This window comes from Stutzerimonas stutzeri KOS6 (assembly GCF_000307775.2).
GTDB lineage: Bacteria > Pseudomonadota > Gammaproteobacteria > Pseudomonadales > Pseudomonadaceae > Stutzerimonas > Stutzerimonas stutzeri_B.
Map to the genome: position 1 here is coordinate 678,341 of NZ_KK020675.1, position 14,119 is coordinate 692,459.

The window sequence follows — 14,119 nt, forward strand, 5'->3', positions numbered from 1 at the left end:
CCCGCATGTCCAGTTTCGGGGACCTTGGTACAGGCAGGCCGGGGCTCCCCTCTTTTATTCGTGACGAAAAAAGGGCCGCTCGGTGAGCGGCCCTTTTTCTTGTTCCGCAATTAGCGGCAGATGCTGTTCTTTGGCGATCACGCATGCTCGGGTGCTGTATTGACGCGTGTTTCCATGGAAACTATCATGGATGGTTTCCAGGGAAACCATATGAAAGCAAACACCGACATCACGTCACCTTCGCCACTGGAAGCGCATCTGGGTTTTTGGCTGCGCTTCGTATCTAACCACGTCTCCATTCGTTTTCAGCAACTGCTGGAAGCCAAAGGGGTCACCGTCACGGAATGGGTGGCTCTGCGCACCTTGTGGGACAGGGATGCCACCAGCCACGCCGAGCTGATTCAAGCTCTTGGCATGACCAAAGGGGCTGCATCCAAAGTGATCTCCCGGCTCGAAGCCAAGGGGCTGGCAGAGCGACAGTCAACTGCTGGCAATACACGGGATCAAGCCATCGTCCTGACCGCACCTGGTAAGGACTTGGTGCCCCAATTGGCCACACTGGCGGATACCAATGATGACCATTTCTTTGGTCATCTCGGTTCAGAAGAGCGCCAACAGTTGATGAAGGCAATGCAAGCGATAGTGCGGCACCACCAGATCAAAGACATACCCACCGCCTGACAATCACGCACTGCATATATCAACAGGGGAACAACTATGATGTGCGAAAACGCCAACTCCATAATCCAGGCCACCTTTGAAGCCTCCAATAAGGGCCAGATTCACTTCGGTGAAGTGATCAGACAACTGATGGGAGCGCACGTCGAGTCGTACCACGTTGATTACCGATCCGGCCGCACGACCTGCTAGCTGCCTAACGACGCTACTGTCGTTCTTGACTTCGAACAGCCAGATGAGGCCATTGCAGGTACCTTCGATGGAGACGCAGTGCGCGAAGCAATCCTGGGCGCACAGCAGGGGCAGGTGTTGTATCCCGAATTCAAACGGCTTTCTCAGCGTGCTGGCTGCATTGGGTACACGGTTTGGATTGCCGGGCGCCATGTCACCTATTTTGGCCGCAAAGGCGAGACTCACGTCGAGAAATTCCCGAACTGAACCTGTGAATCTCGTCACCTCTCCAAAGGGCAAGGCGCATAGCTAATTCCACTGGCTTGCGCTCTGCCCTGAAGCAGGCCGTTAATCATGACGCTGGCTCCGGCCTGGGAAGGCAAAGGGCTTACTCTCCGGGTGGCGACAGCATAAACCAGCTCGGCGCATCCACCTCTGGCCGCTCCACACCTGTCGCGAATGTCCTCTTTATTCGCTTCACTGACACCTGGTCGACGGACACTGCATCCCGGCAATCACCGACACACAGTAGCGGCATCCATAGTCATCGATAAACCTCGCGACGGAAGATCAGTGGCTGAGGGCCTTTGTAGATGCCGAAGGTGGCGAGGCCAAGACTCGCTTCTCGTCCATCGTTGTTCCAGTCGTACCAAAGCCATTCTGGAACATCCGGAAAACCGACTCGAGCACTGCCAGTAACGTTCGGAGCAGCGACGGTCAGCCCCCCCTGATAACCACTCTTGATAGTTGAAACCTCCAACTGCTCCGCTATATCGGCCAATTTTCCACTCGGCTCGGTCAGACCCGGATTGGGCCAGGTCGGCGCGCTACAGCTGTCGTCCTCTTCAGGAAGGAAAGCGCCGGGCGCCTGCCAGCTTTCGATCGTCCACGGAAGGTTAAGTTGTTGCAGTTCCGAACCATGGGCGTTGCCGATACGTAACCGACCCAGGCGGATTTCACTGGCCTCGTAAGGTAAGTCGTATGGCAGGCAATCCTGCGTTCCCGCCATATAGCAAGCGCCATCGGCATCGGTTAGAGCGTCTGCGGAAAATCGCTGGAGGATCGAGAAAGGCAAATCATCGGCGCCAGGGGTCGTATTGGAAGACTCATAACTCAGGCCATCTCCCGACCACTCATATGCGCGCTGGCCATCCGGATCTTCCGCATCGCTCAAGGTAGAGTCCTGCTCTGGAAAACTGAGATTGTTCGTCAGTTCCCGCATGCCATCCAAGGTCCACCAAGTACTGGATAAAGATGATGGCAAGCGCCAGAAATCTCCACGGTCATAATTTTCCGTCGTGCCTCCTTGACGGTTTTTGCCCGTCACCATCAATTTCGGAACCACGGAATAGGTCACCAACTCCCGCTGGTAGCTGAACCCGTCGCAACTCTCCAGGCTGGCGACGCCGCTCACTTCCAGCGAAGCTGGAATGAACCTGACCCAATGACTAACACCAACTATGTTATTTCCAGCCTTCAGATAATTTTCCGCAGACGCTACAAGTTTCACAACACCAACTTCATCCACTCGCGGAACCGGATCACCATTTGGATCACCAAATGAATTCACCCCCCCTAAGCCATGAGCATAGTTCTCAGGATAAATCTTGGGAGGCACCCCGTCTCGGGGATAGTATTTATCGTCTCCCTCATAACCTACCAGCAACCTTACTGTATGTTCAAAATTTGGCGTCGGCTCGCCACTGCGATTAACCGCGCCAATATCCAAGTCAAATCCATCGCCTGCCGCCTTAAATGCCGGACAATTGCTTCCCGTAAAGGACTCTTCAGGATCACAAACTCCACTTGGCATTTTGATTTCAAAAGAGGCAGGCGTAGCGATAAACTGGCCTTCGCCCTCCAATTCAATCATGGACAGGCCTTCTTCTGGGCTGCCTTCTGCACCCGAATAGCTGACATGCAAAGCCATTTTCCCTGCATCGGCATAGCTCAAACTTTGCAGATTGGCCACAGCAGCATCATTAAAAGTCAAACTATAAGTAGTAGTCTGGCTATCATTTATCTTGCTGACTGCTGAACCAGCGATTGTGACCGAACCATGCCCTATTTCACGGGAAGAATCCGGATCGATATAGCTTGACCAAAGCTTCACACTTCGGGGACCAGCCTGACTAAAAGCAGGACCGCATGTCTGCGGATCGTTCTTGTCCGCTTTAATCGCCGAAATTTTGGCCTGAACGCTATCACCCGAAATAAAATCAGGCACATCGACTAGAAAACCACTGGAATACATCTCCAATGTACAATTTGCCCCTACAGCGCTCGTACCGATCTGACAAAGTGGCGGGTTCAATGCAGAGGGCGTGGAGGCTGTCACCCCCAGAGATGCAGCGCCCTCTTTTACAGCCCTTAGCGCATAGTCCCCATAACCGCCGGAGAACGATTTTCCATATCCGGTAGTCGTTGTACCCTGAGTCACGCTCACTTCAGCGTTGACGGCCTCAACGTAAAAGTTGCTGCATGTCGTATCGAGGCAGGCTTTCACCGTTATCTCTACTGGGCTACAGGTTATGCCGCTGGCAGGTGCGACAATCTCGAAATGATCGATTTCGGCAACCGCACCACCTGAGTCACAAAGCGGGCCCAGCGCAACCGGATCCTCATGTTCGACAATGGAGCCCTGACCTATATAAATGTTGCGCCCGGTAATGCCACCCTTGTACCGCCCATTATTGCTGAAGTTGATCGTCACATCCCCGGCCGCATAAACAAAGGCGGGAAGGTCCTTCTGGCTACTGATGGTGATGTTGCCCGTGGCATACATCAGAAGGTCACCACCGCCAAAATTCTCGAACACCGCTGCGTGCTGGATTTCAATATTGCCGCGCACGAACAACCTGACCTTTCCTTCGCCCGGCAATTTTCGAAATTTGGTTGCGACTTTGGCGGTCAGGTCGCCATCGATCCAGTAATTGCCCGGAGCAAGCTCGAATGTCGAATCGTAAGCCGGCGTCAGAGTGCCCATTTTGTGATCATGGTTGATTTGGGTATAGCGAATGATCGGTGAGCTGTTGGTGGAAAAATTGTTCGAATAAACCCCACCGGTCACCTCAGCCTCCGTCCCCAAATAGACCGACCCATTGGCATAAATAAAACCCGGAAGCTTGAGGCCATTGCCAAAATTGACGTTGCCAGTGGCGTAGATAGCTATTTGCCCGGCAGCAAACCCCTGCACCTTTATCTGCCCTGCCCTTACGTTGCCTCTGACGAACAAACGCACCGTTCCATCGCCTCCCCCGATTCGACGTAGTGTCGAATCCTGCGCCTGCAGATCAAGGTCGCCATCGATCCAATAGTCGCCGGACGAAAACTCCAGGATCGACTGGTAATTGGTTTTCACCCCTTTCATCAGATAAGTGCCACCGACACTGGTGAAGCCAATGATCGAAGCCTGGCCGACCTCCACACGCCCATAATCTCCAGCCGATTTGTACAACGGCTGTGCCCGGTAACCTGTAACAAGATCACCACCACTGGCATTGCCGCTCTGGAAAGTCGTGGGTACCTGGGAGCCGGTCAGAAAGGTCGGTGTCGAGGTAGCCGCATGAGTCCCACTCGCCGCACACTTCACGCCGTCACATAGACCAACCTGATCCTGCCAGCTATGGGTATGCGTCACGGTAGGCGCAACCAGTGTCGGCCCGCTGCCATAGACTCGCGACATATAGCCCATCTGGATGAAGCCGCTGGGCGAGTGGCTCTGGATGCCGCCAGGAAAAATCGCCGTGCATTGCTCAGCCATTGCGAAGCCAGCGAACAATGATGCGGCCAGAAACGCGATGTATCTCATGACCCGACGATTTCCCGGCATTTCAATCCTCCCCCGTCTCGCTGCCCTGCTCCGCCTCTTCCGCTCGCTCGACTACTGCCTGTAATTGCCGATAAGCATGATCCGGACTCCCCACCGAGGCGTATTCGGCCTCGCTGGTAATGGTGTAGAAGACGAGGTTCTGGATGCCCTCTTCCGACAAGTCAGGTGGGCCGGCTTCCTCCGAACAGGAAACATCAATCCGAAACAATCCAGCAAAACCATCCGGCGTAAAAGGAAGATTTACCTCGGAGCAGGTTCCCGCCAGCGCACTGGATATTCCCCATTCAATTCCCGCCCGGGCAGCCTGATAAGCACGAGCTTGTTGTAAGGACAGAGTGTTGGTCGCGGTTTGAGTGACCGACATACGCCACATGGCGGCGATGACACCGGCAATCACGATGATCAGGAACATCGCAGCGACCAAGCCGAAACCACGCTGCTTGTGGCCCTGTAGGAGCGGGCCATGCCCGCGATGCTTCTGCGCAGTATCGATTCGCGGGCATGGCCCGCTCCTACGGAGTGTGTCGCGCCGGAGATCAGGGGGCATTGTCGACATGGACCTGTTGTAGCAGGGTGATGGTTTCGCCGTCCTTGCTCAGCGACAGCCGCAGGGTTACCAAGCCATTGCGGGTATTGGTGGCGGGATCGTAGGTGAATGAACAGGCGGATACGGAGTCGACGACTAGCGAAGCATCTGTATAGGTATATGTACCTGACAACGTATCAAATACCCCACGACGGAGACTTCCGGTGCCATCGCCATTGGCAGCCTCTCCGGGATTTTCGCAGCGGTAACCCAAGACATCGCGCACCAAGTAAAAACGATGCTGGGGCGAGGCATGTTGGAACGAGAATCCTGCAGCTCCAGTTAAGACCAAACACTGTTCATCGGAAGAGGTGCAACCCAGCGCAAACTGAACATTATCCGGCGTGATCACTGCCGATCCGCCGGCATTCCAGACCGCCTGTCCCGTATTGTAGATCACCATCCAGCGGGCCTCGGCTACTTTGCCAGCATCCGTACCAGGGCTGAGGACCGGTATGTTGCACTCTCCAGATTCTGGGCAGCGAGGCGGCTCGTAGCGTTCACCTGATGTTTCCCATTGGTTGGCGCGGTAACGACCGCCTTCATTGATCGCCAACAGCTCAAGAAGGCGACACCCCGAGGCAGGACAAAAGGGCTCGTTACGCAGCGAATTCGGCACTGCCAACCGAATATCCCGTGCCATGCGGTTAAGTGCGCTGGCGGCGAGGTCGGTCAGCTCGGCGCGGCGGCTTTGGTCGACGAAGCCTTGCAGAGGCCGTGACATGACAGAAGAAACCATCACCGCGACGGTACCGGCCAAAGCGATGACCATGATCAATTCGACCAAGGTGAAGCCGGATGGCCGAGCGCGTCTACAGGAACGAACTTTCATCAATAGTCCGTCCTATATCCGGTCAGAGTGAGGGTTTGTCCTGCCGGGTCCTTGACGGAGACATCGATACGCGTGGCGTCCACCTCGTTCAGGCTGGCGGTATTATCCACGACCACCTCAACCGAGTAGCTGGCTAATTCACCGATAGGATTGCCATTCACGTCCTGCGGGGGCGCAGGAGGTTGTGCCGCCGAGCTCAATTGATCGTAGGGAAGAGCCGTGATCGCCTCCAGATAACTCTCGGCTATATACAAGCTCTGCTGGCGCAACATCGGGTCGGCGGACCGGCCGGTGATGGAGGCCATGGCGGAGAACAACGCTGCAGCGGCGATGCCGATGATGACGATGGTGATGACCAGCTCGACCAGGGTCATGCCGCGTTGGGAACGTATCACGGCTGAACCCTCGCCCGTAGGGTTGAGAGCCACCCCGTAAAAAACCTCGAAGCGTTTTCCACAAACCGCTCAGGTTGCGAGCGAATAGTTGGAGCGCCTCGGTGGATGGGTGAGGCATCATCCACCCTACGGCCCTTCCGCCCGATCGATTTCCCGGACGGCCACGCTGCTTTTGTAGGGGCGAATTTATTCGCCTGGCCGTGTGCGATCAGCCCATGCGGAAGGTGCGACAGGCATCGTGGTGCCAAACCACGCGAGCTGAGGCTTGGGTGTTTGTCGTCACGCCGCAGGTGCCGGGGAGTTTGGTGCCGGGCGAATGAATTCGCCCCTACGGGAAGCGCAGTGCAGGTGATTAACCCGGTGGTCATTGCATGACCTCGATAAAGCCGGTGGCGCGATGGATTTTCATTTTGAAACTGGATTCACCAATTTCCAATTCATCGATACCCTGCACCGGACAAAATTTTGTAGTGGAAACACAGCCAATAGAATTGAAAACAACCGTAAAGGGAGCAGCGCCAACCTTTATGACCTGCTGCGGATTAGCAACTGCATAACCGCCAAGCACAGTTTCACCTGAATTCTTATCTCCACAATTATTAAAATAATGCAATTCGGTCCCAGTCGCACTAACCTGGACCTGTATATAACACCCACTTGCCACCGCCAATTTCTGCGCATAGCGAACAGACGAAAGAACCTCTTCGAAATAGAAGCGTTCATCGAAGTTGCTTTTACTAAAGAAGCGCGGCCCCACCACGGCGGCGAGGATGCCGATGATTACGATCACCATGATCAACTCGACGATTGTAAAACCGCGCTGTTCAACCATTGGCCAGCCCTTTGTTCAAGCGGGTTGGAGGCGGGAATTGACCAGCCTCCAGAAATTCGTGGCAACCCGGCCAAAAGCCGGGTTGCGATGCAGCGTAGGGCGGATGAAACCCGCCGACTATGAGTTGTCGTCAGGTTTCGACATCCGTGAATTGCAACCGCCCTACATAACTACATAGTTAGCAATCACCAGTTGCTGGAGTAATATCGGAAATATCCACACCACTCGTTGCACTTGTTGCTGGCGTGTAGTCAAAACTACAAGAACCGAGCGTTACTTTTACATCTGTCCCATCGAGAGCGACAGTATAGTCGTTGCTAAGCTGAGCCGCCTCCCTAACATCAGCGACCGTCCCGGAAATATATCCATATGCCAAATTTATTTCCTGCCCCTCAAGTTCGACTGACTCGCCGGTCGCAGCTATGTTGTTTTCAACCAAAGCAGCCGAATGGACAATAGCACTAGCTGAACGAAGGGCGCCTTGAGCTGCTTCCAAGCTGGCCCGTCGCGCATCCGCCCCAAAATCCGCAAACCTCGGCAACGCAAACGCCGCCAAAATTCCCAATATCACGATAACCATAATCAACTCGATCATGGTGAAGCCGCTTTGTTGCTTTTTCATGGTGTTGCTCCTTTTTGCCTTATTCAAAAGTGACGGCGACTTCGCCGGTGTTGCTGTTGTACTCGATGAAATCGTTGTTTCCATCAAGGGTGTAGCGATAGAGGCAGCGGTGGCCCTGGGCCTCGGCGCGGAAGGTGGGGTTGGTGCCGGTGACGCTGGCCGCCGAGGCTTGCAGCAGGTTGGCCCAGAGGTTCATGCATTCCTGCTGGCTCATGCTGGTGATGGCACCGGGGTTGCCGCTGCGTTCGGTACCGACGGGCCAGCCGAGGGTGTTGACGTCAACGGTGCCGTTGCCATAGCCCAGCACGTCGATCTGGCAGTTGCCGGCCACGCAGCTGTTGCGGTTGAGTTCGTATTGGCCGCGCACCAGAGAGACGGCCGACGTGAAGGCGCCGCCGGCGCTGCGCACGGTGGCGCGGTGGGCGTCCTTGGCCGAGTCGATGAAGTGCGGTAGCGCCACCGCGGCGAGGATGCCGAGGATGGCGATGACCACCACCAGCTCGATCATGGTGAAGCCCTGGTTCTTCTGCATTACATGCGCTCGCTGCTGGTTTTCATTCATCTGCTCACCTTTCGTGTCGGCACAGGCGTACCGCCCTGCCCTTCGCGTTTCGTTGTTCGCTGCTTCAGTCATCACCCCCTCCCCTGCGCCGCGTTGCCCAGCTCCCACATCGGCAGGAACACGCCCAGCGCCAGCACCAGCACCATCACGCCCATGCAGACGATAAGGATCGGCTCGATGGCGTCGGCCAGTTGCTTGAGGTCGTAGTCGACCTCCTGTTCGTAGAAATCGGCGACCTCGATGAAGAGGTCATCCAGTGCGCCGGTCTCTTCACCAACCGCCATCATCTGCAAGACCAGCGGGGTGAACAGGCCACTGTTGTAGGCCGAGCGCGTCAAGGCCTCGCCGCGCTCGACGCTTTCGCGGATAGAGAGGATCGCCTCGCCGATATGGCGGTTGCCGACGCTGGCGCTGTTGATCGAGAGGGTTTGCAGCAGCGGCACGCCGGCGCGGTACATCATGGCGAAGGTACGGGTGAAGCGCGCCAGGGCGATGCGCTCGAAAATGCCGCCGACGATGGGCAGGCGCAGCTTGATGCGGTCCCAGCGAAGTCGGCCAGCGTCGGTCTCGATCCACTTGAAGAAGGCGTAGAGCCCGCCAACGATGCCCAGCAGCAACAGCCACCACCAGTCGCGCATGAAGTTGGAAGTGCCGATGAGAATGCGCGTGGCCAGGGGTAGCTGGGCATGGAACTGGGCGAAGACCTTGGCGAAGGCCGGGATCACCAGCAAGTTGATCACGCCCAGCGCGACGGCCATGGCCGCCATGACGAAGATCGGATAGCGGGTGGCCTGCTTGATGCGCTTGCGGGTTTCGCGTTCGAGCTCGAGATAGGCGGACAGCTGCTTGAACGCCTGATCCAGCTGGCCGGTGTTTTCGCCGACGCTGACCATGCTGACGAACAGGTTGTTGAACACCTTGGGATGGGCATTGAGGGCAACCGCCATCGACATGCCGCTTTCCAGGCTGGCGCGCACGTCCTGCAGAATCCCGCGGAAGTAGAGGTTGCGGTTGGATTCGGCGAGGCCGCCGATGGCACGGATGATCGGCACGCCGGCTTTGCTCAGGCTGTACATCTGGCGGCTGAAAATGATCAGTTCGTCCAGGTCGACGCGCTTGCGCCGCAGCTTTTCGCGCAGCTGCGCCAACACATCGTTGTCAGCCGTCTCGACCCTGCCCGCTTCGATGGTCAGCGGGATGATCTGCCGGGACAGCAGTTCACCGGCGACGGCATCGGCGCTCATACCCTCGAGCTCACCACTGACCTTGGCGCCCTGGGCGTTGCGGCCGGTGTAGCGGAAGCTAGGCATCGGCACGGGCCTCCCTGTCGCCACCAGTCGCCGTGTTCCGGCCCATCGCCAATGGCCACGAGAAGTTCATTCGTTCTGCCGCGCTAAAAGCATCGCCCCGGGGTCGGGCCTCCCACAACAGCAGGCTGCGCACACCGAACCCTGTGGGAGGCGCGCCCACGCGGCGATTGCCGGCGCAGAGCGGGTACGACCCGCCGATGGGGCGTTGGCGCCTGGTCCGTTCGGCGGGCGCGGCGCAGCACTGGACGATCACGCGGCCACCTCGTCGTCGGCCAGCGTGGCGCAGACCTTCAACACCTCGTCGACGCTGGTGACGCCGGCGATGGCGTAATCCAGCGCACAGGCCGCCAACGGGCGGTAGTGCACCTGCTGGCGCGCAGCCTCGGCGAAGCCCTGCGGATCGCCCCGGCGCAGCGCGGCGATCATCGGTTCGTCCAGTTCCAGCAATTCGTAGACACCGACGCGGCCGGCATAACCGGTGTTGTGGCAATGGTGGCAACCGCTGCCGCGCTTGAAGCTGCGCCCTTCCAGCGAGCCGCCATGCAGGGTTTCCAGCCAGGCCAGTTGGCGCGGATCGGGCCGGTGGTCTTCCAGGCAGTTCTCGCAGACCCGGCGTACCAGGCGCTGGGCCAGCACGGCATTCAGTGCGGTGGCGACCAGGAAGGGTTCGACGCCCATGTCGATCAGGCGCATGGCCGAGGTCAAGGCGTCGTTGGTGTGCAGGGTCGACAGCACCAGGTGGCCGGTGAGCGCGGCACGCAGGCCGATCTCGGCGGTTTCCTGGTCGCGGATCTCGCCCACCAGCACGATGTCCGGGTCCTGGCGCAGGGCAGCGCGCAGCACGCGGGCGAAGGTCAGTTCGATCTTGGCGTTGACCTGCACCTGATTGATGCGCGGCAGCCGATACTCCACCGGGTCTTCCACGGTGATGATCTTCTTCTCCGGGCTGTTCAGCTCGGACAGGCCGGCATAGAGCGTGGTGGTCTTGCCCGAGCCGGTGGGGCCGGTGACCAACACCATGCCGTGCGGGCGATGCAGCAGGCGGCGGAAGCGTTCGAGCATGGCCGCCGGCATGCCGGTGCCGTCGAGCTGGAACATCGCCCCGCTCTGGTCGAGCAGACGCATGACCACCGATTCGCCGAACTGCACCGGCATGGTCGAGACCCGCACGTCGAGGTTGCGGTTCTTGACGCGGATATTGAAGCGGCCGTCCTGCGGCAGACGCTTCTCGGAGATGTCCAGGCCGGACATGATCTTCAGACGCATGACCAACGCCGAAGCGACCCGCTGCTCCTTCATTACCTGCTCGTTGAGCACGCCATCGATCCGCTGGCGGATGCGCACCACGCCTTCGTCCGGTTCGATGTGGATATCCGAGGCCTTCATCTGCACGGCATCTTCGAACAGCGTCTGCAGCAGGCGCACCACAGGCGCGTCGCTGTTGCTCTCGGCGCCCAGGCGCGACAGGTCGAAGTCGCTGTCCTGCAGTTCGCCTTCGAGCTCGCCGGCCAGCGAGGCGATCTCGCTGGTACGCCGGTAGAGCTGGTCGAGCGCGCCGAGCAGTTCACTTTCGCGCACCACGGCAGGGAACACGCGCTTGCCCAGCAGGCGCTCCATCTCGTCCTGGGCGAACAGGTCGAGCGGATCGGTCATGCCCACCAGCAGCCCTTCACCCTGGCGTGACAGCACGAGCACCCGGAAGCGCCGCGCCACCGCCTCGGGCAGGCTTTGGGTGAGCTGGTTGTCGAACTTGTAGTGCTTGAGCTCGACGAAGGGGATTTGCAGCTGCTCGGAAAGCGCACGCAGCAGGCGACCCTCGTCGATGAAGCCGAGGTCCAGTACCGTGCGACCGAGCTTGGAGCCAGTGCGTTTCTGGTCCTGCAGCGCCAGCTGTAGCTGGGCCTCACTGATCAGGCCGGCCTGGACCAGCAGGTCGCCTAGACGAATCTTGCGCTGACGCATGTCTTGCTGGGTCATCGACCAACTCCCAGGGCAGCGGCCCGTTCAACGGCAAAGCGCCGTGCATTTCCATCCAGCCCCTGCCCTTGCGCAGCCAAGCGATAATGATCAGCCGCGAGCGCGGGCTGATCGAGCTGCTCCAGCGCGATGGCCAGGCCCAGTTGCCAGGATGCCTGCTGCGGCCGGAGACCGACCAGTTGGCGGTAGATGGCTGCGCTGCCCGCCCAGTCGCCGACCTGCTGCCGCAGTGCGGCCAGTAGCGCGTGATACGCCGAATTGCTCGCCAGGGCCGGCAAGCTCTGTTCGAGGGTGGCGAGGGCGGCAGGCTTGTCGCCGCCCAGCAGTTGGCCGCGAGCCAGCAACATGCGCAGCTCGGCATCCCGGGGCCGGGTTTGCAGCTGGCCAGGCAGCCAGGCGAGCAGCGTATCGATCTGTCCGCTGGCCAGATAGGCTCGCGCCAGCCAGCGAATCGCTTGCGGATTGTCCGGTTGTGTAGCGTGCAGCGATTGCAGCAACTGGATGGCTCGCGGGTAATTCTGCTGCCGCAGGGCGTCCTGGGCCTGCGCCAACGGCTCGGGCCGGTGACTGCCGATCTGCACCGACTGCTTCGCCGAAACCTCGGGAGCTGCAACCTGCGCGGCAACCGGCTCGGCAGGATTGCGGACTTCCGGCGCGGGTGCGGCCGCGCGTGGCTCGTCCGGCACGCTGCGAGTCACCCAGTCGGGCCAGTCCGCTTCGTCCCTTACCGCTTCGGCGACCGGCAGAACCAGCTCATCGGCCGGCGCCGACGGTTCGCCCCCCAGGCGCGCCTCCAGCCAGAGCTGGACGTGACCACCAGCCGGCTCGAGCCGGTCGCGAATGTCGAGACGATCGGTCATGCCGATCAGCAGCACCCGCACCTCATCATCATGCGGTTCCACGCGCCAGGACAGGGTCAGGCCGTTTTGCTCGATGCGCCCGGTAAGCGCCTCGCCGGCAAGCACGACGCCAGGCAGACGCAGGCTGACCACGCCGCTTTCATCGGTACGCTGGTAACTGACCGAGCGATCCAGCAGCAACTGCAGCACGAAGCGGCCTTCCTCTTCGTGAGGCAGGACATCCAGCAGCCGCACAGCCGTCGCTGCCGGCGGCGCCGGTACGACGGCGGGTGCGGCGGGTGCGGCGGGTGCGGCGGGTGCTTCGACCTGGCGGCTACCGAACGGCAGCCGCTCGAACATAAGCCCCACGCCAAGCGCGACAAGCAGCACCGCAACCAGCGGCAGCAGCCAGCGTTTCGCCCGTGCCGAGCGCTGGCGGCGAAGCAACGCGGCCTCATCGACCGTACGCACGCCGTTCAGTGAACTCTGCCCGCCGGAAGCCGCACCGCGCGCCTCCAGATCCCGCAGCATGTCGTTGACCAGGCTCATGGCTGCGCCTCGATGAACTGCGAGAGCCATGGCCAGGCGCCGAGCAGCAAGCTCAAGGTGATGCCTCCCGCGAGCATGGCCCAGCGCACCGGCGAAGCCGTTCGAAGGAAGGGACGGGCGCCTTCCGTATCAGCGACGGCCCGCTGTACATGACGACGGGTGATCCGCGGTCGCCCCTCACCGAAGGCCGCCATCAGGCATTTATTGGCAAGAATGTTGAGCAGCCGCGGGATACCACCGCTGCCCTTGACCAACAGCCGCACCGCGGCGGGTCCGAACAGCGGGGGGCCCTGATAACCGGCGACGGCGAGGCGTTCGTGCAGGTAGCGACCGACATCACTGGCATCCAGCGGTTGGAGCCGATAGGAAAAGGTGATGCGCTGGCGCAACTGGCGAAAATTTTCACTGCTCAAGGTTGCATCCAGCTCAGGCTGACCGAACAACACCACCTGAAGCAGCTTGCGCCGTTCCGTTTCCAGGTTGGTCAGCAACCGCAGGGCCTCCAGCGTCGTGGGCGGCAAGGCTTGCGCCTCGTCGATCAGCAGCACGGTGCTTTTGCCGGCCGTAGCCAGCTCGATCAGACGATGATGCAGCACCGTGAGCAAGCCATGGTTGTCCAGACGATCGACATGCCGCACGTGCAGCTCGTGCGCCAGCGCCTGGTGCAACGCCATCGGGCCGAGCGCGGGATTCGGCAGCCAGGCGACCTGATAGTGCTCGGCATCCAGCTGCTTGAGCAGCTCGCGGCAGAGCAGTGTCTTGCCCGTGCCCACTTCACCGGTCACCTTGATGAAGCCTTCACCCTCGGCCAGCGCCACCCGCAACAGGTTCAGACACGCCTGATAAGACGGCAGCCGCACCATGAAGCCGGTGTTGGGCGTCAGCGCGAACGGCTTCTCGCGCAGACCGAAGAATGCCTCGTACATGCGGCGGC

The 14,119-nt window shown here is 59.6% G+C and carries 13 protein-coding genes; 1 reads left to right on the forward strand and 12 read right to left on the reverse strand.

Annotated features, from left to right (window positions below; all coding sequences use genetic code 11):
* Window positions 1-174: 174 nt before the first annotated feature.
* Window positions 175-681 (forward strand): MarR family winged helix-turn-helix transcriptional regulator, encoded by a 507-nt coding sequence (locus B597_RS27130; RefSeq protein WP_226924944.1) that lies wholly within the window; start codon window positions 175-177, stop codon window positions 679-681.
* 3 nt (window positions 682-684) lie between these two features.
* Here the strand turns inward: B597_RS27130 and B597_RS47515 are convergent, their stop codons facing one another.
* From B597_RS47515 to B597_RS27190, 12 genes are all read right to left on the reverse strand, one after another.
* Window positions 685-1,095: a hypothetical protein gene (locus tag B597_RS47515; protein ID WP_226924945.1), complete on the reverse strand. Its 411-nt coding sequence runs from the start codon at window positions 1,093-1,095 to the stop codon at window positions 685-687.
* A gap of 298 nt (window positions 1,096-1,393) precedes the next feature.
* Window positions 1,394-4,660 carry a DUF6701 domain-containing protein gene (locus tag B597_RS27140; RefSeq protein ID WP_024161673.1) on the reverse strand — a complete coding sequence of 1,089 codons (3,267 nt, stop codon included), beginning with the start codon at window positions 4,658-4,660 and terminating at the stop codon, window positions 1,394-1,396.
* A 22-nt stretch (window positions 4,661-4,682) separates the two neighbouring features.
* On the reverse strand, window positions 4,683-5,093 hold the full coding sequence (locus B597_RS27145; RefSeq protein ID WP_226924946.1) for a pilus assembly protein MshP: 411 nt from the start codon (window positions 5,091-5,093) through the stop codon (window positions 4,683-4,685).
* 124 nt (window positions 5,094-5,217) lie between these two features.
* On the reverse strand, window positions 5,218-6,099 hold the full coding sequence (locus B597_RS27150) for a PulJ/GspJ family protein (RefSeq protein WP_003295863.1): 882 nt from the start codon (window positions 6,097-6,099) through the stop codon (window positions 5,218-5,220).
* Window positions 6,099-6,527, reverse strand: a complete 429-nt coding sequence (locus B597_RS27155) for a prepilin-type N-terminal cleavage/methylation domain-containing protein (RefSeq protein WP_024161675.1) — start codon at window positions 6,525-6,527, stop codon at window positions 6,099-6,101. The genes B597_RS27150 and B597_RS27155 overlap by 1 nt, the downstream gene beginning before the upstream one ends.
* 331 nt (window positions 6,528-6,858) lie before the next feature.
* The gene (locus B597_RS46015) at window positions 6,859-7,326 is read right to left on the reverse strand and encodes a pilus assembly FimT family protein (protein ID WP_003295865.1); all 468 of its coding nucleotides are present in this window, start codon (window positions 7,324-7,326) and stop codon (window positions 6,859-6,861) included.
* A gap of 178 nt (window positions 7,327-7,504) precedes the next feature.
* On the reverse strand, window positions 7,505-7,948 hold the full coding sequence (locus B597_RS27165; RefSeq protein ID WP_003295866.1) for a pilin: 444 nt from the start codon (window positions 7,946-7,948) through the stop codon (window positions 7,505-7,507).
* A gap of 19 nt (window positions 7,949-7,967) precedes the next feature.
* A complete protein-coding gene (locus B597_RS27170) occupies window positions 7,968-8,510 on the reverse strand; it encodes a type II secretion system protein (protein WP_003295868.1) in 543 nt (180 codons plus the stop codon).
* 71 nt (window positions 8,511-8,581) lie between these two features.
* Window positions 8,582-9,820 carry a type II secretion system F family protein gene (locus tag B597_RS27175; protein ID WP_003295869.1) on the reverse strand — a complete coding sequence of 413 codons (1,239 nt, stop codon included), beginning with the start codon at window positions 9,818-9,820 and terminating at the stop codon, window positions 8,582-8,584.
* Between the two features lie 249 nt (window positions 9,821-10,069).
* The gene (locus B597_RS27180; RefSeq protein WP_003295872.1) at window positions 10,070-11,797 is read right to left on the reverse strand and encodes a GspE/PulE family protein; all 1,728 of its coding nucleotides are present in this window, start codon (window positions 11,795-11,797) and stop codon (window positions 10,070-10,072) included.
* Window positions 11,794-13,185: a tetratricopeptide repeat protein gene (locus tag B597_RS27185; protein ID WP_003295874.1), complete on the reverse strand. Its 1,392-nt coding sequence runs from the start codon at window positions 13,183-13,185 to the stop codon at window positions 11,794-11,796. Before B597_RS27185 ends, B597_RS27180 begins: the two co-directional genes overlap by 4 nt.
* Complete coding sequence (locus B597_RS27190) at window positions 13,182-14,111, reverse strand: ExeA family protein (RefSeq protein ID WP_024161678.1); 930 nt, start codon at window positions 14,109-14,111, stop codon at window positions 13,182-13,184. Before B597_RS27190 ends, B597_RS27185 begins: the two co-directional genes overlap by 4 nt.
* Between the last annotated feature and the right edge of the window lie 8 nt (window positions 14,112-14,119).